This is a genomic window from Dysgonomonas sp. ZJ279, from assembly GCF_011039205.1.
Classification (GTDB): Bacteria; Bacteroidota; Bacteroidia; order Bacteroidales; family Dysgonomonadaceae; genus Dysgonomonas.
In genome coordinates this window covers 1-22,035 of record NZ_JAAKEL010000031.1, presented here as the reverse complement: position 1 = coordinate 22,035, position 22,035 = coordinate 1, and the positions used below count along the sequence as shown (strand labels likewise).

The following is a 22,035-nucleotide window of genomic DNA, read 5'->3' as shown; positions in this document are numbered from 1 at the left end:
TTCGGTAAGAGATGAGAAAAACCGACTTGCAGATATTTTTCTAAATTTAATTAATTGTTAACTAATAGATTATAGTAAATGGTTCATTTGTGAACTCAACTACTCTTTTTTTGTTGTATATTTGTGTAGATTTATGAGTTTTGAAAAAAGAAATATTTGAAATATGTTTTTAATTTCTCTGTTAGAAAAGCTAGGAAAGTACGCTCTCCTTTTACGAAAAGTCTTTACAAAACCCCAACGATGGAGTGTATTCTTTCGTCAATATCTTGATGAAATAAGTAAGTTGGGTGTTAATTCTATTTGGATTGTAGTCATTATTTCATTTTTTATCGGTGCAGTAATTGTTGTGCAAATAAAATTGAACATTGATTCCCCTTTTATGCCTCGCTACACAGTTGGTTATGTATCTCGTGAGATTTTGATCCTCGAGTTTTCTTCTACGATTATGTGTCTTATTCTGGCCGGAAAAGTCGGATCTAATATTGCATCCGAGATTGGGACAATGCAGGTAACAGAGCAGATTGATGCTCTCGAAATAATGGGTGTTAATTCAGCTAATTATATTATTCTACCTAAGATTACAGGCTTAATGACTTTTATTCCTGTCTTGGTTGTTCTGAGTATGTTCTTTGGTGTCGTCGGTGGTTTTGCAGTATGTATAATCGGACAGATAATGCCAGCTGATACATTTCAATATGGATTACAGTCTTTCTTTAAACAATTCTATATTTGGTATGCGCTGGCAAAGACGGTTGTTTTCGCTTTTATAATATCCTCTGTCTCTTCATACTATGGTTATCATGCAAAAGGAGGCTCTTTGGATGTAGGTAAAGCTAGTACCGATTCGGTAGTGATGAGTAGTATCCTTATCTTAATAGCCGACTTACTAATTACTCAATTGATGATGTCATGATAGAAGTAAAAGATTTAGAAAAATCATTCGATGGTAGAATGGTTTTGAAAGGAATAAGCATCGTTTTTGAAGCGGGCAAAACGAACTTGATTATAGGTCAAAGCGGTTCGGGTAAAACGGTTCTTGTGAAAAATTTGGTTGGATTAATGCGTCCAACTTCAGGTCAGATATTATACGATGGGAGGGATTTACCAAAGATGTCATCATCGGATGTAAAACAACTTCGTCAAGAAATGGGAATGATTTTTCAAGGATCGGCTTTGTTTGATTCTATGACTGTATCTGAGAATGTAAACTTTCCTTTGATGATGTTTTCGGGCTTATCGAAAAGTGAACAAGCTAAACGTACTCAATTTTGTCTCGAAAGAGTGAATCTAAGTGATGCTGGCCATCTATATCCATCCGAAATAAGTGGGGGAATGATGAAACGTGCTGCAATAGCTCGTGCTATATCATTGAATCCGAAATATCTATTTTGTGATGAGCCAAATTCAGGACTCGATCCTCAAACATCTTTGGTTATCGACGAATTGATACATGATATAACGAAGGAATATAATATAACTACCATAATCAATACCCATGATATGAACTCGGTAATGAATATTGGGGAGAAGATTAATTTTATAAAAGAAGGAAATCTCGAATGGCAAGGAACTAGTGACGATGTAATGTCTTCTACCAACGAGGACTTTAATGACTTTGTATTTGCTTCCGATTTATTTAAGAAAGTCAAAGCTGCCGAGAATACTGGTATCAAGTTGACATAAGTTGTTGCATTTTTTTATTTATATATTTTATTAATATGAAGATAATTTCATATAATGTAAATGGAATACGTGCTGCTGTTAGCAAAGGCCTTTTCGAATGGATGGAGCAGGAGTCTCCTGATATCCTTTGTTTGCAGGAAATTAAAGCACAAGAAGATCAGATAGATCTTCTTACCATACAATCGATGGGATATCACTCTTATTTCCACCCTGCACAAAAAAAAGGTTATAGTGGCGTTGCTATTTTGACAAAGCGGAAACCCGATTTTGTAAAGATAGGTATGGATATGGACTGTTATGATTGCGAAGGTCGTGTTTTAAGAGCCGATTATGGTGACATGACAGTTGTTTGTGTCTATATCCCTTCGGGAACAATGGGAGACATTCGTCAGGATTTCAAAATGGAATTCCTTAGGCATTTCACCGATTTTATAAATGAATTGCGAAAAGAAAGACCCAATTTGTTAATTTGTGGCGATTATAATATTTGTCACAAGCCCATAGATATCAATCACCCGGAGCGCCATACTAAAAGTTCGGGATTCTTGCCTGAAGAACGTCAGTGGTTTGATGAATTTATTGAGACTGGGATGATCGACACATTTCGTGTGTATGACCAAAGTGCTGAAAAATATAGTTGGTGGAGTTACAGAGCTGGCGCAAGAGGTAAAAATCTGGGTTGGCGTATAGATTACCATATAATAACCGAAGCAGCCAGGGAGCGTCTTAAAAGTGCGAGAATATTGAATGAAATTTATTATTCTGATCATTGCCCCGTTGTGGTTGAAATGGATATTTAGTTCTTATCGATTTTATATATCATAGATAGTCTCTCATAAATAGAACTTTTGTCCTATTTATTTGTTAAAATTGTAGTGTATTTGAGTCTTGAATCAAGATTTTGAATTATCTGAATAGTGTATTACATGCCCTCTTTTATGTACTGACTTGAAAGTTAGAGGGTTCAATTAAATTATTAGTTATAATGGCGAATTTATTAAGTATAAAAAATTTACGTGCTAGTATTGAAGGCAAAGAAATATTGAATGGATTAGACTTTGAAGTGAACGAAGGCGAAATACATGCTATAATGGGACCCAATGGTGCCGGAAAAAGCACATTGGCTTCGGTTCTTGTCGGAAATCCTAATTATGAAGTAACAGAAGGAGACGTGATTTTTAGAGGTCACGACTTACTAAATATGGATCCTGAAGAAAGAGCTCGCGAAGGCCTGTTTCTTAGCTTTCAGTATCCGGTTGAAATACCAGGTGTTAGCATGACTAACTTTATGCGTGCAGCACTAAATGAGATACGTAAGCATAAAGGATTAGATCCGGTATCGGCTTCCGATTTTCTAAAGCTTCTTAAAGAGAAGAGAGAATTAGTAGAACTGGATAAAGACTTAGCAGGACGTTCGGTTAACGAGGGATTTTCGGGTGGAGAGAAAAAACGTAACGAGATATTCCAAATGGCTATGCTTGAGCCTAAATTAGCAATTCTGGATGAGACAGACTCTGGTCTGGATATCGATGCTCTCCGTATTGTTGCTGCGGGTGTAAATAAGCTCAGAAGTAAAGATAATGCCACGGTAGTTATTACCCATTATCAACGCTTATTAGAGTATATCAAGCCAGATTTTGTACATGTGCTTTACAAAGGACGTATAGTACGTAGTGCAGGTCCAGAACTAGCATTGGAACTAGAAGAAAAAGGTTACGATTTTATTATTAAAGAATTTCAGTAATGATAGAAACTCAATATATAGATTTATTCACCCAACATCGAAAAGTGATAGATGCCAAATCGGCACCGGGAATGAATAATCTCCGAGATAAAGCTTTTGAGGCTTTTAAAAAACAAGGATTTCCGACAAAAAAACAAGAAGATTACAAGTATATAGATATATCAGCAGAGTTTATGCCCGATTTTGGGTTAAATCTTAACCGTGTGCCATTTACAGGTAATCCTTATGTGAATTTGATGTGCGAAGTGCCCAATATGTCTACAAATTTATACTTCGTATTAAACGACTTGTTCCATAAAGAGCATCTGCCGGTTATGAATTATCCGAAGGGAGTTTTTGTTGGTAGTTTGAAACAGTTTGCCGAAGAACAGCCCATTGTTTTTGCGAAATATTACGGACAGGCTGCTAATATAGATGCTAATAGTGTCGCTGCATTTAATACAATGTTTGCACAGGATGGTTTCGTTGTATATGTACCCAAGGGGGTTATACTTGAAAAACCAATTCAGTTAATCAATATATTAAAGAGTGAACATAATTATCTGGTTAATCGCCGCATACTTATTATTGCAGAAGATGATGCACAAGTAAAACTTTTAGGTTGTGATCATACGGTCGATGAATCTCATTTCTTGACTACGCAAGTTACAGAGATATTTGCGGGGAGAAATGCGATTGTTGATTTTTACGAATTGGAAGAGAATTCGGATAAAGTGACGCGTCTCGCTTCCACATTTGTATATCAGGAAGAATCGTCGAATGTATTAGTCAATAATATAACATTAAATTGTGGCGTGACTCGCAACAATTACCATGTGAAATTGGCTGGTCAACATGCTGATGTTTATATCTGTGGAATGGTCATTGCCGACAGAAAACAATATGTAGATAATTTTGCATTCTTAGATCATGCGGTACCTCATTGTCAGAGTACACAGTTGTTTAAATATGTTCTTCAGGACGAATCTGTTGGTTCGTTTTGTGGTCGTATTCTAGTAGAAAAAGATGCACAAAAAACATTGGCTTATCAGACGAATAATAATTTGTGTTCGTCGCCTAATGCTCATATGTACTCTAAACCACAACTTGAGATATATGCTGACGATGTAAAATGTTCGCATGGACTGACTACGGGTCAATTAGACGAAGAAGCACTGTTTTATTTGCGCTCGCGCGGAATATCGAAAGAGGCGGCCCGCTTGTTACTTATGCAAGCGTTTACAGCGGATGTTTTGGAGCATGTGCGTATTCCTAGTCTAAAGGAGAGATTACTGGATCTTGTCGAAAAACGATTCAGAGGAGAATCGGCTCGATGTGGTAATTGTGCAGTATGTAAATAACTGATGTTATGAAATTAGATATTAAAAAGATAAGAGAAGATTTCCCTATTCTTTCTACTCGGATATATGGTAAGCCACTTATCTATTTAGATAACGGAGCTACCACTCAAAAACCCAAGTGCGTAGTAGAAGAAATAGAAAATGTATATTACACCACGAATGCCAATGTGCATCGTGGTGTACATCATTTAAGTCAGCAGGCTACCGATCTGGCTGAAGATGCCCGTAATGTGGTACAATCATTCGTTAATGCAAAGCATAATCACGAAGTCATATTTACTAAAGGAACGACCGAATCTATCAATTTGGTTGCTCATAGCTTCTGTCAACAATTTTGTAGCGAAGGCGATGAAATAATTATATCGGCAATGGAGCATCATGCCAATATTGTGCCTTGGCAGCTACAAGAGTCTATCAGGGGGATAAAATTGCGTGTTGTTCCGATAAATGAGAAGGGAGAGTTGAAGTTGGATGAACTAAAGAAACTCATTTCACCCAAAACCCGACTTATTTCCGTTACTTATGTATCGAATGTGTTAGGGACCATAAATCCTGTTGACGAGATTATCGAAATTGCTCATAAACGGAATATCCCTGTATTGATAGACGCTGCTCAGGCTGTGCAACACCTTGAAGTAGATGTGCAGAAACTTGATTGTGATTTTCTCGTTTTCTCTGCACATAAGCTCTACGGGCCTACGGGTGTAGGTGTTCTTTATGGAAAAGAAGAATTATTAAATAAAATGCCTCCTTATCAGGGTGGGGGAGAAATGATCGGTACTGTTTCGTTTAAAGGGACTACTTTCAATGAGTTACCATTTAAGTTTGAAGCAGGAACACCCAACTATGTTGATGTGATAGCAACAGCTACGGCAATTAAATACATAAAAAATATAGGGCTTGACTCAATAAAAGCATATGAAGATGAGTTATTACAATATTGTACTGATGAATTGACTAAAATAGACGGATTACGGATATATGGCACATCTGTTCATAAGAGTAGTGTAATATCTTTTTTAGTTAATAATATACATCATTATGATATGGGAATGCTTTTAGATAAAATGGGAATAGCCGTTCGTACCGGACACCATTGTGCGCAACCTTTGATGGAAGAGCTTGGTGTAGAGGGTACAGTGAGAGCCTCGTTTGCATTCTACAATACAAAAGAAGAAATAGATATACTTGTTGCCGGCATAAAACGTGTAGTTACGATGTTTGCCAATTAACAAATATATACTAGAAAATAGATAATTGTAAAAGTTTTTTTTCAAATTATAAAAGCTTTACGTACATTTGCAAACTAATTTCGATATAGAATGAAAACTAGGATCCTGTGCGCTTTTTTATTGGTGTTAATATTGGCTTCTTGCGGGGAATACAATAAGATTCTCAAAAGTAGAGACCCGGAGCTCAAATACACCTATGCTAAAAAGTATTTTGATGAACAGAAGTTTGGAAGAACGACCTCCTTGTTAGAGGAAATTCTACCGACTTATACAGGTTCGTCTAAAGAACAAGAGATCTTATTCCTGTTGGCTCAGGCATATTTTTACAATAAAGATTATATAACATCTACTCAGTACTATACGCGTTATTATAATAAATTCCCTAAAGGAGAATATACCCAGTTAGCCCGATATAATGCGGCATATGGGCTATATCTCGATTCGCCCGATGCCCGACTGGATCAGACCAGTACATTGAAATCGATTCAGGAATTTCAAAACTTCTTAGAATATTACCCTCAAAGTGATAAAGCTCCTGCTGCTCAGAATTATATGTTTGAACTTCAGGAAAAATTGGCATATAAAGAATTTTTAGCCTCTCGCCTTTATTTTAATTTAGGTCTTTACTTGGGGAATAACTATGAGTCGTGTGTAGTTACAGCTCGTGAAGCATTGAAGAATTACCCTTTCTCTGTATATGCAGAAGAATTGCAATTCTTGATTGTTAGAGCTCGATTTGAATTGGCATCTCAAAGTATCGAAGAGAAAAAGCCTGTACGTTACAGAAATCTTATGGATGAACATTTTAACTATAAGAACATGTTCCCGACAGGAAAATACTTGAAAGAATCGGAACGGTTCTATCGTCAGGCGTTGAGAGCATTAGGACAAGATATTGATGAAGCGACTAGCGAAGCAGTAGAGGTGGAGCAAGTTGCTCCGGCAGACAAAAAATAAGAAAACAAGTATATTAAAGGACTTCAATATAAATAATAAATAGTTATGGATTACAGAAAATCAAATGCAGCTAATAATACTATTACCAGAGATATGATGGAACTATCGGCTGATACTGGTAATGTGTACGAAACTGTAAGAATTATTTCTAAGCGTGCGAACCAAATAGCTGTTGAGATGAAACAGGATTTGGACAAGAAGCTACAGGAATTTGCATCTTACAACGATAATTTGGAAGAGGTATTTGAGAACAGAGAACAAATTGAAATTTCTCGTTATTATGAGAAATTGCCAAAAGCAACTTTGATCGCTGCACAAGAATATACAGAGGGAAAACTTTATTACAGGAATCCTAATAAGGATAAAGATAACTTTTGAATAAATGATACAACGTATCCAATCTATATACTTACTGCTTACAGCCATTTTGATGGCTGTAACTGTGTTTAGCTCTTTGGTAGTTCTAAATACTGACGCAGAGGGAGTGTTGGTGTTTCTCTCTTGCGGAATATATGAGGCAGGAAGTGCTGTATATCCTACATGGGGAGTAATAACATTTGCTGCTCTAAGTACTTTGCTGGCTTGTATCAGTATATTTTTATTTAAGAAAAGAAAGATGCAGATAAAACTATGTAATCTCAATACATTACTTATCATTTTCTTTTACATAACTTTTGCAATCTACTTATATACAGGTATGAGTGCTTTGCAGGCTACTTTTTTGAAAATAAGTCATGGCATTATTTTACCGATAATAGCTTTAATATTTAATATTCTGGCTACAGTGAAGATAAAGGCTGATGAAAAGCTGATTAAGTCGCTAGACAGAATACGATAAAACGACCACAAAATAAATTTATATGGAAGCTGAATGCATATTGCGCATTCAGCTTCTTTTTTTATCATTATATTTGTCTCATAATCTCAATAAGATGAATATACCTGATATAAAAGAATTCCGCTTTAAAGACACATCATTCGCCAACCTGATGAACAAACGTATCTATAATGTTTTGTTGGTTGCAACTAAATATGACTCTTTTATCTTAGAAGATGATGGGCGTATAGATGAGCAGATATTCAATGAATATATGTCGCTCAATTTGCGCTATCCGCCTCGTTTTACACAAGTAGTAACTGAAGCGGAAGCATTGGTCGAATTAGAGACAAATCATTATGAGTTGATAATCCAGATGCCGAACATGGACGATCTGGATATATTCTCTACGGCTCGTCTCGCAAAAGCCAAGCATGCAGATATTCCTTTTGTGGTTTTGACTCCTTTTTCGAGAGAGGTTTCGAAACGATTGTCTCAGGAAGATTTATCGTCGGTCGATTACGTTTTCAGTTGGCTGGGGAATCCTGATTTGCTATTAGCTATTATAAAACTGATAGAAGATGCAATGAATGCCGAGCATGATACGGAGAGTGTTGGGGTTCAAACCATACTATTGGTAGAGGACTCTGTAAGGTTCTATTCTTCGGCATTGCCTACTCTGTTCAAGATCGTGCTCGAGGAGTCTAAAAACTTCTCGAAAGAGGCTCTAAACGATCACCAGCAGATGCTCCGCATGCGTGGTCGACCGAAAGTTATGCTTGCCCGTACATACGAAGAGGCAGTCGACATATATAAGAAATATGGCAATAATATATTAGGAATTGTTTCTGATATGAGTTATCTGCACGATGGAGAGAAAGATATGCTTGCCGGATATAATCTGGCCAAATGGATAAAGCAGCAGGACCGATTTGTTCCTGTCGTTTTTACTTCTTCTGAAATATCGAACAAAGTATATGCTGATGAACTGGATTGCAGTTTTATTGATAAAAATTCGAAAAGCTTTCCATTGGACTTAAGGAAGCAAATCATCAATAATTTCGGATTTGGTGATTTTGTGATAATTGATCCGGCAACAAATGAGGAAATATGCCATATTCGTAATTTGAAGGAACTACAGAAAAAAATATTCGAGATACCAACAGAGTCTTTGGTTTATCATATGTCTCGTAACCATTTTTCACGCTTTTTCTATTCCCGTGCCATTTTCCCGATTGCCGAATGGTTGAAAAAGCTCGATACTTCCGATTTTCATAATGTAGAGGATGCCCGACAAGTTATTTACGATGCTATTATAAAATATAGACGCATTAAAAATTCGGGTATAGTAGCTGTTTTTGATAAGGATCGGTTTGATGAGTTTTCTAACTTTGTTCGTATCGGTGAAGGATCTATAGGAGGTAAGGGGCGCAGTATTGCTTTTATGGACAATATCGTGAAAGATCATGTGGAGTTGAACGAATATGCGAATACGCTTGTTCGAATACCGCGCACAGTTGTTTTGTGTACGGATATTTTTGACGAATTTATGGAAACCAACGATTTATATCCAATTGCTTTATCGGATAAATCGGATGATGAAATTCTTCGTTATTTTTTGAAGGCTAGCTTACCTGAGCGACTTATCGAGGATTTTATGGCTTTTCTTGATGTTGTAAAAGCACCTATTGCTGTTCGTTCTTCCAGTTTGCTTGAGGATTCTCACTATCAGCCATTCGCAGGTGTGTACTCTACGTATATGATTCCTTCTTTGGATGATAAATATGAGACGTTGCGTTTTATGACTAAGGCTATTAAAGCTGTTTACGCTTCGGTTTTCTATAAAGATAGTAAAACCTATATGGTAGCTACTCAGAATCTCATAGATCAGGAAAAAATGGCTGTGGTATTGCAGGAAACTGTTGGCACACGTTATGATAATCATTTCTATCCTACGTTATCGGGTGTAGCTCGATCGTTGAACTTTTACCCATTAGGAAACGAAAAAGCCGAAGAAGGGATCGCTAATATTGTTTTAGGTCTGGGGAAATACATTGTCGATGGTGGAGTTAGTCTGCGCTTTTCTCCCTATCATCCTAATAATATAGTGCAATTAAGTACATTAGACTTTGCACTTCGTGATACTCAACGCTTTTTCTATGCTTTGGATTTGCATGATACGAAGAAAGAGTTTTCCACAAATGATGGGTTTAACCTATTAAAGCTATCTATCAAAGATGCTGAAAAGGATAATTCCATACGTTATATTGCATCTACTTATGAGCCTGTCGATCAGATTATATATGATGGTTATTATGAAACGGGCCGTAAGATAATATCGTTTACCAACATATTGCAGAACGATATATTCCCCTTAACCGAAATATTGAAGCAAACGTTGAAAATAGGTCAGGAAGGAATGGGACGAGCCGTCGAAATAGAATTTGCTGCCGATCTGAATAAAGATGGTAGCGGTTGTTTCTACTTATTGCAAATACGACCAATAGTGCAGAATAAGGAGTTATCGAGCGAAGATTTCTCAAAGATAAGTTTAGACAAATCAATATTGTATTCCAGCAATGTATTAGGTCATGGTATATCTAACGATGTATATGATATCGTATATGTAAAAACCAAAGATTTTAATGCGGGAAATAACCCGAAGATTGCGGTGGAGATCGATGAGATAAACAGACGATTTTTGAATGAAGATAAAACGTATATTTTGGTTGGTCCCGGACGATGGGGTAGTAGTGATCCATGGCTAGGTATTCCGGTCAAATGGTCTCAGATAAGTAATGCCAGGGTGTTGGTCGAAATAGGGCTGAATAACTATAATATTGAACCAAGTCAGGGTACACACTTTTTTCAGAATCTAACATCATTTGGAGTGGGGTATTTCTCAATTAATAATTATTTAAAAGATGATTGTATATTTGATGAAGATTTCCTGAATTCACAACCAAGCGTCTATGAAACTGAATATATTCGTCATATTCGTTTTTCGCAGCCGACTGTAATAAAAATAGACGGGAAGAAAAAGATTGGTGTTGTATTGAAACCTGAATAAACTATATTGTATGAAGATACTTTTCTTTGTTATATTCCTTTTCTTCTTTGTATTATGCCTGAAAGCTCAGGATATAGGGCTAGCAACTTACTATGGTAAGCGGCTGAATAATAGAAAAACCGCAAGTGGTATTATTTATAAAAAAGATAGTCTAGTCTGTGCCCATCGTACTTATCCTTTTGGTACATTACTTAAAGTGAAAAATATGAAGAATGACAAAGAGGTGGTGGTGAAAGTTATAGATAGGGGTCCTTTTGCGAAAAAGCGGATAATTGATATTTCGTACGCGGCCGCTAAAGAATTGGATATGGTTCGCCATGGTGTTGTTTCTGTTGAAGTCAGTGTATATCAGGATAGCTTGTATATGATACCTTTATCGGATTCAGTAACTGTAAGTAAATGAATGGATTTTGATACATCAACAATAAATAGTTAAATAAAATTTTCTCTAAAACTTGTTTCATCAATAAAATGCTTTATCTTTGCACTCGCTAACTCAATAATGGTTCCTTGGCCGAGTGGCTAGGCGCCGGTCTGCAAAACCGTTTACGGCGGTTCGAATCCGCCAGGAACCTCTAGAAGCATTGAAGGAATAGAAATTAAAACTCTATTCCTTCTGTTTTTCAAAGACTTACGTCCTCTGTGGTGGAAGGATAAAAAGGTTAAATTTCATAGTTTTTTCGCTTTTGTTGTACAATTGTTAGACTAAAAAAACAATTTGAACAATGAAAGCATCCCTAAAAACTCTCTTGCGTAACAACTACGTTACCAAAGACGGCAAGCGTCAAGTTTGTCTTCGTTACACCGCTTATCGCCAATGTACATTCATCGGACTGAATATTTCTGTTTTACCCCAACACTGGAGTGAAAAGAAATCCGCTGTGTTATCGGGCGACCATCATTATCTTTTTTACAATAAATTAATCAGTGAGATGTACCATAAAGCCAACGGCATTATTATGGACAATTATTTGAAACCATTGCCTGTATTTGAATTTATAGACAAGATCAAAGATCGGACTTACGGCAATACGGATTTCTATGTTTTTATTGATAATGAAATTGAGTTATTAAAGGCTTCTCGTGCCAGTGGTACTATTTTGAACTACTACAAATTAATCAATACGATGAAGGAATGGAAACCCACTCTGCCTTTTGATGAAATTACACTGGGCTATATTCAACGTTTTCACAATCATGAACTAGAGGTAGGCAATCAACTTTCTACCATCTATAAAAAACACGCTAATTTCAAATTTCTTGTGGGTCTGGCAGTAGATAAAGAAATAATAGAAAAAAATCCGTATGAGAAATTTGAGATTAAGAAAAACATCAAGGCACAAAATAATGATGTTCTAACAGAAGATGAGCTGAAAAAACTTCAAAAAACCTATGATGAGAACAAGTACAATGAAGGCAAACAAGAGGTTTTAAGAGAGTTTCTGTTTAGTAGCTATACTAGTTTGTCATATGCTGAGTTCTCTGTCCTTACATACGCTGATTTAAAGCCTATCAAAGTTAAAACAGGGGAAACCTATCCTCTATTATGCAATGAACGAACCAAAACAAGCGTAGCTTATAAAATACCTATTGTATCTCCTGTTGTTGTCCAATTGTTAGGTGATGGGGAAACATTTCAAAAGATATTCCAACCTCTTTCAAATCAGCCGACAAACCGTTATCTCAAAGATATTATGACCGACCTGAAAATAAATAAGAACATAACCTTCCATCGAGCCAGACATACATTCCGAACTATTGCTGCCCGAAGGGGTATTCGTGATGGTATTGCAGAACGTATAATGGGGCACGCTGAAGGCAACGATATAAAGGATATCTACACCCATCTGCACGATGAAGATATTATTATGGAGATGGCAGATAAATGGGTTGTGTAGGTTTTATAACCAATTCCATTTCATATACTTTTATCTAATTCATTAGACATTATATGCAATAAGCTTTTAGATTAATGATTATCAAATAGTTATTAATCGCATTTTCTAAATTGCTTATTTTCAATATGTTATAAAATAAATAAATTAATAAGTAGCTCATAATCATTTAAAACAAACTCTTATTCAATATAAACTCTATTAATTAAGTATTAGTTTTAATTTTTCAATATTTTTTAGGGCAAACTGGTTTTCAGGTTCTATAGATAACCAAAAGTTGAGTTTCCCAATTAATGAGAATATATAATTTGCTTTTCTCTGCTTTTTTTTTGCTAAATGAGATTTTAGCCCATACTTTTCAATAAAGAATAATTCTTGCCTTAAAACTCGCTTATACTCTCTTGGCAACTTTAGTTCTTTTTCCAAGACTGATATTCCTGTGACTATTCTTTGTCCTTTATTTTTATAAAGTCTTGTTTTGTCTTGATTAATAACAAATCCTTCATCCACTATTATTGTTGAGATATATTCAATAACTTTTGCAGGGATTTTATTTCCTGAAAAAGTTAAATCATCAGCGTATCTAGTATAACGTAAATTTAATGATTTAGCCAATTTCATCAATCTCTTATCAAGATTTTTTGCTATAATATTACTCAAGCATGGACTAGTCGGTGCTCCCTGTGGTAAACATTCTTCGTAGGTACAAATTTTAGCTAGATAAAATGCTATTTGATTCGGATATCCGACATTTTTGAAAACTGAAATAATTCGGTTTAAAGAAATTGAAGGAAAAAAATCTTTTAAGTCTAATTTTAGAAGTTCTGTTTGACCTGTATGAATTTTTGCATTTGTTATTATAGATTTGCTGTTGATAAAGCCATGTGCTGAAGAATGTATTCTGATAGATTTAAGGATATTTTGATATATCCAATATTGCATTTCCATTAAAGCTGGATAAGGTGCACTAATTTCTCTATAACCACCTTTCCTTTTAGGTAATTTGAATTCTCTATAATGGTTTTCTGGGGAATTAACAACAGATGCTAGATAATGTTGTTTTCGACCAAGTAATAAAGCTAGATGATTAAATTCAAATATAATTGGAACATTATTTTCTGACAATAGAGAAATATAATCTATATATATATCCCTTAATTGAGGCTCTATGCCTTTAACCGTGAAAAAATCATACCACTCTTTAATTAAGTCCTTAGCCATATAAAGTAATTTATAAAAATAGAAGGTGGATTTACTACTTTCTTCTCGTAGCTCGTTCCAATAACTAAGTAGTTTATTGGACACTCCAATAAACTACTTAGTTATTGGAGCGAATCAAGACATGCTTGTCTTGTGAGCTGTGCATCAATGAGCTGAAGGGTCATTGATGCACTGAGGCTAAAATAAACCTTATCAACGAAGACGACTACATCTTCTTATTTGCTAGTTTCTTCCACCTTCTATTTTATTTTTTAATTCTGTCGGCAAACTCATAATGTCAGGCAAATATAATGAATTAATTTCTATCTGATCACTAATAAATTTATCTGAGATTTTCGAGAATTTTTCATCTTCTTCTATTATTTGAAAAGTTTTTAAAACATACTCTTTTCCTTTTTCTGTTATTGTTATCTTTCCATCTGTATATTCTATAAACTCTTTTTCTTCAAATTTATCAATAAATTGAACAAGTACATCTGGACTTATTTTATAACGAGAATAAAATGTATAGGCATACAAACCCTCTACACTTTCAAATAAGTCCTTCAAAATTCTCTTTCCTAATTTAATATTCATCTAAAATCCTGTTTCTGCTCTAAACAATATTGTTTTTCGCTCTTTCATTTCTTTATTCTGAGGCCACCAAAAAATAGGAAAGACTGAATTTGGGGTGTTTCCTGCACAACCCTCTAATGAATAAAGAGCTTCTGCACCTCCGTATCCAAAAGAATAATCATACAACTCTTTTTGATTTATCTTATGAGCCAATTCTAATTCTAGATCAAGCATCATATCTTCAGCTGTTTTAAGATCTGTACCAGTATAAAAATCTGATATCCCTCTTTTTATTAATAACGGACAAAATATTTCGACACCATACTCCTGAGATATTTCATTAATAACACTTTCTATACCAGATATGTAGCAGCACTTAAGTTCAAATGGAGTTTTTATATCGTTCCTTAATTGCTTTATTCTACCTCGTAAGGTTTTTCCACTCCCGATGAACTCATCTACAAATATTATTTGTGTCTTACCAAGATCAACATTTTTTGCAATTCTCCCATATCGATTAACTGTTTTTACATTTCTCCAACCTCTTTTTTGTATAGGTACTTTTAGTGCCTGCAGAATACTTTGGCTACTATCTGCTTCATCATCATATGTAATAGCCGCAATTTGAGTATTGTCACACATAAACCCTGAAGCTTTTATTATATAATCTGCTACATTATTTAATAAATCATTATAAGTCCTAGAGTCTAGATAATAAAAACGTTCCAATAAAGAAAATATAATATTTTTTTCATCTTTATTCCTACATAGATCAATAAGCAAAGTTAGCTCATCTTTTCTATTACGTAGCCATTTTTGTTTATAGTATAATTGAAAATACTTATAAAAATCGTCTTTTTTCAAAATAACACAAATATTTACTATGAGTACAAATATATAAAATTATAATACATTCACTAATCCATACTCCCCAATCTTTACCTCACAAATCCGTTTGGTTATATCCCTCAACAATTCCACTTTTGGAATTAAAGCATCAATATCCTCTTTAGTAACTAAGAATTTTGGATTATACCTTGCCTCTATATAAGCATCCTTTACCAAATTAAAAAGCCGTTTTTCCTCTACCGAATTATTAGGAAAAACATGAGCCAAGTCAGGCGAATGACCTTTGACAGACGCAGACAGTTTAGTCAGGTTATGCTGCTTGTTACTTCTCAGCGTAAAAGCTAAACGGATAGAATAGTAATAGTTCTCACAGGCTTGGTGAAGAAAAAAAGATGCTTCTTTATAATCAGCTTCACTATTCGCTATTCCTGCATATTTTAAAAAATTATTTGCTCGATGAAACTTCTCATCAAAATACTCCTGAGCCTGTTTTTGTATCTCATCAAACTTTAACTTCCGTCTTCGGGCTAATTTAAACTTACCTCTATCGTAAAGAATAACTCCTTCCTGTTTGATCTGCGTGTGAAAATACCTGCCTTCTTCAAGAGCTTTATTTATCGTTTTAATGTCGTCATTGATGAAATTGACAGGCGTTTGATAATCGGGTTCTTTATAATATAGTGCATCAATGTTATCTAATATGATTCCTGCTTTATTGTCCGATATCTTGCTTGTGATTACATAGATGTCATAATCAGAACGAAAAGAGGTAGGAATACCAAATTCTACCCTTTCGTCATAGTCCACGTATTCATTTCTGGCATAGCTGCCAAATAAGATAATCATTTCGGCTTCTGGAAGCCGTTTATTAATCTCCATAACAAGGCGTATTAAGTCTTCTTGTTTTGGTTTAGGCAGATAGGCTATTGACTTTTTCATCGGAATTATTTAGAAACTATAAAATTAAGATTACCAAAGATAAGGAAAAAGAAAAATACTTTATTACATAAAATTGTATATTTGTTTACTGGATATTTCGTACTGCTATTTTTATGGGTCTGATACTTTTGCAGTTTCATAAGTCAAGCTTACAGTCGTAAATATATCTGTTTTTTATTTAAATAATCAGTCTGATAGTATTTATCAGGCTTAAAAACGGAATATATATGACAACACAACAAACAAGCTCAACCGAATACTGTGCAAGACTCATAAACTGTGCACACTTAGTATTAAAGCTATCCCACAACGAAATCAAAGAAGGTTATTCAGACAATCCCATGTATGTAGGCGAATACATTGAAAAAGGAATAAAGGAGAATTTAATAGAGCTTCTCTTCGATGACGAAAAAGCCATCTTATCCTGCACCTTTGATGAAAGCAATAACTGTAATACCTCCTATATCTTTCTTGACAATCTTGACGAGATGGACAACTATATTACTTATCTCCACGATCAGTACGATTATGACTACACTCTCAGTTGTTGGGTATTACCAAATTCTTTCATATCCATAAAAAGGACGAAAGACGATATTTACTTTGTGTCTTTCTACTAAAAATGTGGTTTTCGACTATATTTCAGGCAAGATTTTAGGGTCTTGCCTGAATATTGAAAAAACTGTAACTATATATATATTCTTATCTAGCGACTAAACCCTTGTCTATTTTTAGGTTGAGGAATATTTATCCCCATATTTTCAAAGAGTTTCTTTTTCTGTTCTCTGAACCAATCAGCATAATTAAGCTCCCCAATCGCCAGACAAAGCTTATTTGAATTATCTGGGTCTTTGGCAATTCTGATTTTTGTACCAGTTGTTTCAAATGATTGCTTATGTTCCGGGGAATACAGTTTACCAGTATACGATATTTCCTTACCCTTTAATATCTGTTTGATTGAATCGAAGGCTAAGCCTATATGCTCACAAAGACGTATTATAAAATCATAATCCTTTAATATAGGTATACCGTCAAACAACTTATCCAATTTAGTTTGTTGTGTGTTGATAATACTGTCTTTCTCAAATATCAGCCTGTCTTTTTGGATAATCGACTTTTGGCTTTCCTTACCTATAGTTTCTTTTTCTGTTTGTAGGGTTTCAATTTCCTGCTTTAAGATATTGACTTCTTCCTGAAGCTTTTTCGCTTTGGGATTTCCCATTAATGCCCCGATACCCTCCGAAACATTTTTAGCTGTTTTCTTTAACGAACTCTCAACCCCTAGCACGGAAATTTCATTTTTAGCTTTTTGAACTAGCCGTTGCTTTTCCTCAACCTCCTTCTGCTTCTTGTCCGCTTCCATCTGTAAAGCGGCTAACCGCTGCTGCTCCTGCCGTTCTTTGTGCTGCAATTCCTTTACAGCCTGTTCCTCCTCCGTTTTCTGCTGTTGAAGTAAGGAGACTTCCTCTTTTATAGTTTCAGCATGCTCAAAAATATTCCTGTAATACTCTCCTGTTGTAACATGCCTTGCTTCCGAACCCCTGATACCTCTTTCTAAACCATATTTTTGCATCTTCTCAGCATACGAGTCCTGATATTCTACCATTTTTGATCTTGTCATCACATCATCGGCACATAAACGAGGTGCATTTTTCTTTTTAGAATTTTCCTTAGCCTTTCGTCTTTGACCTGTGACAATAGGAACAACCGAAGCATGAATATGCGGTGTTTTTTCGTCCATGTGTAAAACAGCCGATACAACATTTTTATCACCGAAAGTCTCCTTAAGCCATTCCAGAGAATCATTGCACCAGTGGTTGAGCCTTCCTTCCTTTTCTATGCGTTTCATATCCTCGGGCGAACCCGATAAATTAATGCGTATGACACGCACCTGATCGCCTGTTACCTTACGTTTAATACCTGCCGTTTTTATCCTGTGCTGTATTGCCTGTGTCCGCCCTTTTACTCCTTCGGGAAACTCTATAAACTCCCTGTTTAGATGCGTCCTGTTCTTGTCCGCATTTTTAGGCTCGACTGTCCGCTCTATGTGTGACGATGTTCGAGCTTCATTTCCCTTTGCCTTATCCAAATGAAGTACTGCATATCCCATATAACATAAATATTTTTTTCATCGGTTTTAATTTTTCATTTCATAATATACCCTCTTTTGAATCTATATTTTTACCTTTGTTCCTCTCAAAAGTCGCTAAAGCGACTGCGGTCAACAGACCGCTCAGGGGGATTTCAAAGGGGTGCAACCCCTTGACTCAGGAGGGTGTTTTTAGTGTAGTGTAACGGAGCGTTAAGAAAACGCCCTAATGAGCTACGGCGTTTATACAAACGTCCCACTGTCAGCGAAAAATCGTTACTATACCAAGCCCAAATACACCCATTCCCATACATCAGAAAAGAAAGAGAAGCGAGCAGAACCCACAGAGTCAACTGAGCAAAAACGACGTACCCTGCCAAGTCGATTAAACGAGCCAAGCCCGACAAATACCACTACCCCAAAAAACAAAACATCATCGGTCGGGGATCGCCCAGCGGCAAGGGGGGAGACCACTCCTCCCGACGAGCGAAAAAATAACGCCACCCTGAGCGGATGGCGTTAAGGGTCTTTCCCATGTGGTGGATGAAAAAGGACTTCATAGATTTCAACTTTTGTTGTACCTATTACTTTTGATTGTACTCCCTGATAGAACTCTCATGAATCCTGTTATCAGGGGTTTTCTTCAAAATACCCGATGCTACCAGATCCGATATCTTTTTGTGTGACCGCCTGAGCATCTTGGCTACCTGATTAATGCTATAGGTTTTCTCTATAGCCGTTTCCACAGACTTGGGCATCTTTTTATCGATAACCCTTTCAATAATCTTCTCAATTGAAGATTCCGTTGTTACAATAATTGTTTCCATGAGCAATAAAAAAATAAAAAGTTAAAAAATAGAATAACCATATATACTAAATTATATTTACTACATTTGAATTGCTAAGTTACTAATAAAAACCAAATACTAAACTATTAGTTTAGTATTTATTAATTATTAAACTATAATGGTCTATTTATTTAAAATACGTGAATTGTGTGATAAGAGGGGTGTGTCTATGAAACAGGCAGCATCAGACTTGGGAATGACCGAACAAAGCCTTCATAAACTCATCAAAGCCAATTCGACAAAAATAGATACACTCATAGCCATAGCCGACTACTTTAAAGTTGAGCCTGCTTATTTCTTTGATTCTTACTCGGATGATGCTATAGAATATATCAAGGTAGGTAAAGAGGAATTATACGGCTTGATAAAAAAGGTACTAGCCTATTCGATTCATGGCTTCGGAATGGTAAAACTGGAATGGGATGCAAAGGAGAAGAAATTCAATTCATACTTTGATGTGCTGAATAAACAATATAGCCCTGATGAGAAAGATTTGGAATATATCTCTTCACTACTGGAGACTAGAATCGATATTACGGACGAAACAACTCCTAAGGATATATCCAAGCTGTTAATGACAAAAGACGAGTTTGACTTTACATCGACTTATTATTACAGTACACGCAAGATGGAAGTACAGGAGGAATTACAGAAGTTTTCTTCTTTCATCAGCAAACATAATATTCCGATGACTGATTCCATAAAGAAAGATATGCAGGAATTAAAAGACCAGATTAAATATTATGAGTCTAAAAGTATTATAGGTACTACTAAATAGATTTATTATATTTGTTTTTGTAAAATTCAAAATATGGCAAAGATTAATGTTAAAGATACCGCAATAACAGTTATTCAGGTTGTTGATTCCGATTATATTTCCCTTACGGATATTGGAAAATACAAAACCAACGAACCAAATGTTGTTATTGGCAATTGGATGCGTAACAGGAATACAATCGAGTATTTAGGAATATGGGAGAGTTTATATAATCCTAATTTTAAACCCCTCGAATTCGAGGGGTTTAAAAGAGAAGCAGGCTTAAACGCCTTTACTCTCTCCCCTCAAAAATGGATAGATTCTACCAAAGCAATAGGAATCGTTTCAAAATCGGGAAGGTATGGGGGAACATTTGCCCATAAAGACATTGCCTTCAAATTTGCCAGTTGGATTTCTACCGAATTCGAATTGTATATTATAAAGGAATTCCAACGTCTGAAAGAGCATGAGCAACAGCAAATCGGTTGGTCTGCCAAACGTGAATTAGCAAAAATCAACTACCATATCCATACAGATGCTATAAAGCGAAATTTAGTACCCGAAGAACTGACAATAAAACAGATATCTATCGTATATGCTAATGAAGCGGATGTGCTGAATATCGCATTGTTTGGTATTACAGCTAAAGAGTGGAAAGAAGCCAATCCTGCATTAAAAGGGAATATGCGTGATTATGCTTCTATCAACGAATTGATATGTTTGGCAAATATGGAAAATCTAAATGCTGTTTTTATAAATGATGCCTTACCGCAATCGGACAGGCTAATCAAGCTCAACCAAATAGCCAGACATCAAATGGGTGTATTGCAGGACATGGAAAATAGAAAGCTGTTGAAATAAAGATTAGGTTATCCTGCTATATAGGATAGTATATTTCGCTTGTCTTTATGTAGTAAGCTCAATACTAAAATACAATTACAGATTATGGGACTTTATGAAGGAATAAAAGATGTCGCTAAAGTAATTCAGCAGGCAGATAATGTTGAGAAGAAAGAATATAATGACATGTTTTTTGTTTGCAGTCTTATTGAGTATATAGGCAGAAAGACAAAAAATCATCGTAATGTTGTGGTTAATGCCGTAGGTAAAGAAAAACTACAACATATTTACAATTTAGCAGATGTATACCATAGCGATAATATTGACAAAATAACAGACGAACTAATCAGAGATTATCATATTGAACAAGGGAGATTTGATAATGTTGCAGACGCTCAATATTCGATTCCAAGCCATTGGGATATCGGAAAGGTATATAAACGCCTTATTGTAGATGTTTGCAATAAGCAGGATAAAAAGCCTGTTGAGACTTTGATAGAAGTATATAATTCGTGGATTTCCCGAAAAATAGAGGACTTTAATAGTAGCTTATACTACGAAAGCCCTGATTATCTGTATGAATCGTATGTGAAGGGAGAGGTTCTTTAGGATTCGAACCAAACCTATGTAATTAATTAATAATGAGTTAGATAAATTAAAATTATAGTTGTACAATTGTTAGACTAAAGAAAAGAAAAATACTGGTTATTCCTTTGATACATAGCTATTTAATCAATAATTAAAAGCTCCGCCAGGAACCTCTAGAAGCATTGAAGGAATAGAAATTAAAACTCTATTCCTTCTGTTTTTCAAAGACTTACGTCCTCTGTGGTGGAAGGATAAAAAGGTTTAATTTCATAGTTTTTAGCTATTTGTTTTACAAATGTTTTACAGTAAAACAAACAAATAGCATGAGAAAAGCGACTATTCAAATTGAGTTACGAAAAGACTATGTAACTCGTGAAGGCAAACAAATGGTTTGTCTGCGTTATACTGCACATCGACGTTCTACACTAATCAGCCTAAACATCTCAGTATTTGTATAATATAATTGAAAAGTAGTCCACTAAAATAATTGAAAAGTATACCACCGGTTAAGTAAAATCCGCTAGAGCTTCTAATAAAGCCCTGCATTTTACTAACAAATATTAACATTATAAATTCCTTTGTGTATGAAACACTAACACAGAGGGTAAAAT

General features: G+C 35.3%; 24 protein-coding genes and 1 tRNA gene. 18 read left to right on the top strand and 7 right to left on the bottom strand.

Annotated elements, in window-relative coordinates; all coding sequences use genetic code 11:
* Window positions 1–163: 163 nt before the first annotated feature.
* The 13 genes from G7Y57_RS16960 to G7Y57_RS16900 all read left to right on the top strand — a co-directional run bounded on the left by G7Y57_RS16960 (window position 164) and on the right by G7Y57_RS16900 (window position 12,741).
* On the top strand, window positions 164–913 hold the full coding sequence (locus tag G7Y57_RS16960) for an MlaE family ABC transporter permease (RefSeq protein ID WP_165026949.1): 750 nt from the start codon (window positions 164–166) through the stop codon (window positions 911–913).
* Entirely contained in the window at window positions 910–1,683 is a 774-nt protein-coding gene (locus G7Y57_RS16955) for an ABC transporter ATP-binding protein (RefSeq protein ID WP_165026947.1), read from the top strand. The genes G7Y57_RS16960 and G7Y57_RS16955 overlap by 4 nt, the downstream gene beginning before the upstream one ends.
* A gap of 35 nt (window positions 1,684–1,718) precedes the next feature.
* Window positions 1,719–2,483 carry an exodeoxyribonuclease III gene (locus G7Y57_RS16950; protein ID WP_165026945.1) on the top strand — a complete coding sequence of 255 codons (765 nt, stop codon included), beginning with the start codon at window positions 1,719–1,721 and terminating at the stop codon, window positions 2,481–2,483.
* 185 nt (window positions 2,484–2,668) lie between these two features.
* Complete coding sequence (gene sufC, locus G7Y57_RS16945) at window positions 2,669–3,427, top strand: Fe-S cluster assembly ATPase SufC (protein ID WP_165026942.1); 759 nt, start codon at window positions 2,669–2,671, stop codon at window positions 3,425–3,427.
* Window positions 3,427–4,767, top strand: a complete 1,341-nt coding sequence (gene sufD / locus G7Y57_RS16940; protein ID WP_165026940.1) for a Fe-S cluster assembly protein SufD — start codon at window positions 3,427–3,429, stop codon at window positions 4,765–4,767. Before sufC ends, sufD begins: the two co-directional genes overlap by 1 nt.
* A gap of 8 nt (window positions 4,768–4,775) precedes the next feature.
* Window positions 4,776–5,999, top strand: coding sequence for an aminotransferase class V-fold PLP-dependent enzyme (locus G7Y57_RS16935; RefSeq protein WP_165026937.1), 1,224 nt, complete (start codon window positions 4,776–4,778; stop codon window positions 5,997–5,999).
* Between the two features lie 90 nt (window positions 6,000–6,089).
* Window positions 6,090–6,956 (top strand): outer membrane protein assembly factor BamD, encoded by an 867-nt coding sequence (locus tag G7Y57_RS16930; RefSeq protein WP_165026935.1) that lies wholly within the window; start codon window positions 6,090–6,092, stop codon window positions 6,954–6,956.
* A gap of 45 nt (window positions 6,957–7,001) precedes the next feature.
* Entirely contained in the window at window positions 7,002–7,334 is a 333-nt protein-coding gene (locus G7Y57_RS16925; RefSeq protein WP_165026932.1) for a DNA-directed RNA polymerase subunit omega, read from the top strand.
* Between the two features lie 4 nt (window positions 7,335–7,338).
* Window positions 7,339–7,794: a DUF4293 domain-containing protein gene (locus tag G7Y57_RS16920; RefSeq protein WP_165026930.1), complete on the top strand. Its 456-nt coding sequence runs from the start codon at window positions 7,339–7,341 to the stop codon at window positions 7,792–7,794.
* Window positions 7,795–7,888: 94 nt separating this feature from the next.
* A complete protein-coding gene (locus G7Y57_RS16915; protein ID WP_165026927.1) occupies window positions 7,889–10,843 on the top strand; it encodes a PEP/pyruvate-binding domain-containing protein in 2,955 nt (984 codons plus the stop codon).
* A gap of 10 nt (window positions 10,844–10,853) precedes the next feature.
* Window positions 10,854–11,246: a septal ring lytic transglycosylase RlpA family protein gene (locus G7Y57_RS16910; RefSeq protein ID WP_165026925.1), complete on the top strand. Its 393-nt coding sequence runs from the start codon at window positions 10,854–10,856 to the stop codon at window positions 11,244–11,246.
* Window positions 11,247–11,347: 101 nt separating this feature from the next.
* A tRNA-Cys gene (locus G7Y57_RS16905) sits at window positions 11,348–11,418 on the top strand.
* 150 nt (window positions 11,419–11,568) lie between these two features.
* Window positions 11,569–12,741 carry a site-specific integrase gene (locus G7Y57_RS16900; protein ID WP_165026922.1) on the top strand — a complete coding sequence of 391 codons (1,173 nt, stop codon included), beginning with the start codon at window positions 11,569–11,571 and terminating at the stop codon, window positions 12,739–12,741.
* 198 nt (window positions 12,742–12,939) lie between these two features.
* Here the strand turns inward: G7Y57_RS16900 and G7Y57_RS16895 are convergent, their stop codons facing one another.
* From G7Y57_RS16895 to G7Y57_RS16880, 4 genes are all read right to left on the bottom strand, one after another.
* Window positions 12,940–13,959: a retron St85 family RNA-directed DNA polymerase gene (locus tag G7Y57_RS16895; RefSeq protein ID WP_165026920.1), complete on the bottom strand. Its 1,020-nt coding sequence runs from the start codon at window positions 13,957–13,959 to the stop codon at window positions 12,940–12,942.
* A gap of 222 nt (window positions 13,960–14,181) precedes the next feature.
* Window positions 14,182–14,535, bottom strand: coding sequence for a hypothetical protein (locus G7Y57_RS16890; RefSeq protein WP_165026918.1), 354 nt, complete (start codon window positions 14,533–14,535; stop codon window positions 14,182–14,184).
* On the bottom strand, window positions 14,536–15,378 hold the full coding sequence (locus G7Y57_RS16885) for a hypothetical protein (RefSeq protein ID WP_165026915.1): 843 nt from the start codon (window positions 15,376–15,378) through the stop codon (window positions 14,536–14,538).
* A gap of 39 nt (window positions 15,379–15,417) precedes the next feature.
* Window positions 15,418–16,302, bottom strand: a complete 885-nt coding sequence (locus G7Y57_RS16880; RefSeq protein ID WP_165026912.1) for a HEPN domain-containing protein — start codon at window positions 16,300–16,302, stop codon at window positions 15,418–15,420.
* A 227-nt stretch (window positions 16,303–16,529) separates the two neighbouring features.
* Here G7Y57_RS16880 and G7Y57_RS16875 point away from each other — a divergent pair, with 227 nt between their 5' ends.
* The gene (locus G7Y57_RS16875) at window positions 16,530–16,922 is read left to right on the top strand and encodes a hypothetical protein (protein ID WP_165026908.1); all 393 of its coding nucleotides are present in this window, start codon (window positions 16,530–16,532) and stop codon (window positions 16,920–16,922) included.
* Between the two features lie 86 nt (window positions 16,923–17,008).
* On the opposite strand, the gene mobV is transcribed toward G7Y57_RS16875, so the two are convergent.
* The 3 genes from mobV to G7Y57_RS16860 all read right to left on the bottom strand — a co-directional run bounded on the left by mobV (window position 17,009) and on the right by G7Y57_RS16860 (window position 19,149).
* The gene (gene mobV, locus G7Y57_RS16870) at window positions 17,009–18,412 is read right to left on the bottom strand and encodes a MobV family relaxase (RefSeq protein ID WP_165026906.1); all 1,404 of its coding nucleotides are present in this window, start codon (window positions 18,410–18,412) and stop codon (window positions 17,009–17,011) included.
* Between the two features lie 134 nt (window positions 18,413–18,546).
* The gene (locus G7Y57_RS16865; protein ID WP_165026903.1) at window positions 18,547–18,789 is read right to left on the bottom strand and encodes a hypothetical protein; all 243 of its coding nucleotides are present in this window, start codon (window positions 18,787–18,789) and stop codon (window positions 18,547–18,549) included.
* Between the two features lie 186 nt (window positions 18,790–18,975).
* A complete protein-coding gene (locus G7Y57_RS16860) occupies window positions 18,976–19,149 on the bottom strand; it encodes a helix-turn-helix domain-containing protein (protein ID WP_255491497.1) in 174 nt (57 codons plus the stop codon).
* A 208-nt stretch (window positions 19,150–19,357) separates the two neighbouring features.
* On the opposite strand from G7Y57_RS16860, the gene G7Y57_RS16855 reads away from it, so the two are divergent.
* From G7Y57_RS16855 to G7Y57_RS18080, 4 genes are all read left to right on the top strand, one after another.
* The gene (locus G7Y57_RS16855) at window positions 19,358–20,017 is read left to right on the top strand and encodes a helix-turn-helix domain-containing protein (RefSeq protein WP_165026901.1); all 660 of its coding nucleotides are present in this window, start codon (window positions 19,358–19,360) and stop codon (window positions 20,015–20,017) included.
* A 33-nt stretch (window positions 20,018–20,050) separates the two neighbouring features.
* Window positions 20,051–20,857 carry a KilA-N domain-containing protein gene (locus G7Y57_RS16850; RefSeq protein ID WP_165026898.1) on the top strand — a complete coding sequence of 269 codons (807 nt, stop codon included), beginning with the start codon at window positions 20,051–20,053 and terminating at the stop codon, window positions 20,855–20,857.
* A gap of 84 nt (window positions 20,858–20,941) precedes the next feature.
* Window positions 20,942–21,445 (top strand): hypothetical protein, encoded by a 504-nt coding sequence (locus G7Y57_RS18085; RefSeq protein WP_255491496.1) that lies wholly within the window; start codon window positions 20,942–20,944, stop codon window positions 21,443–21,445.
* 302 nt (window positions 21,446–21,747) lie between these two features.
* Window positions 21,748–21,882, top strand: a complete 135-nt coding sequence (locus tag G7Y57_RS18080) for a hypothetical protein (protein WP_255491495.1) — start codon at window positions 21,748–21,750, stop codon at window positions 21,880–21,882.
* Window positions 21,883–22,035 lie beyond the last annotated feature (153 nt).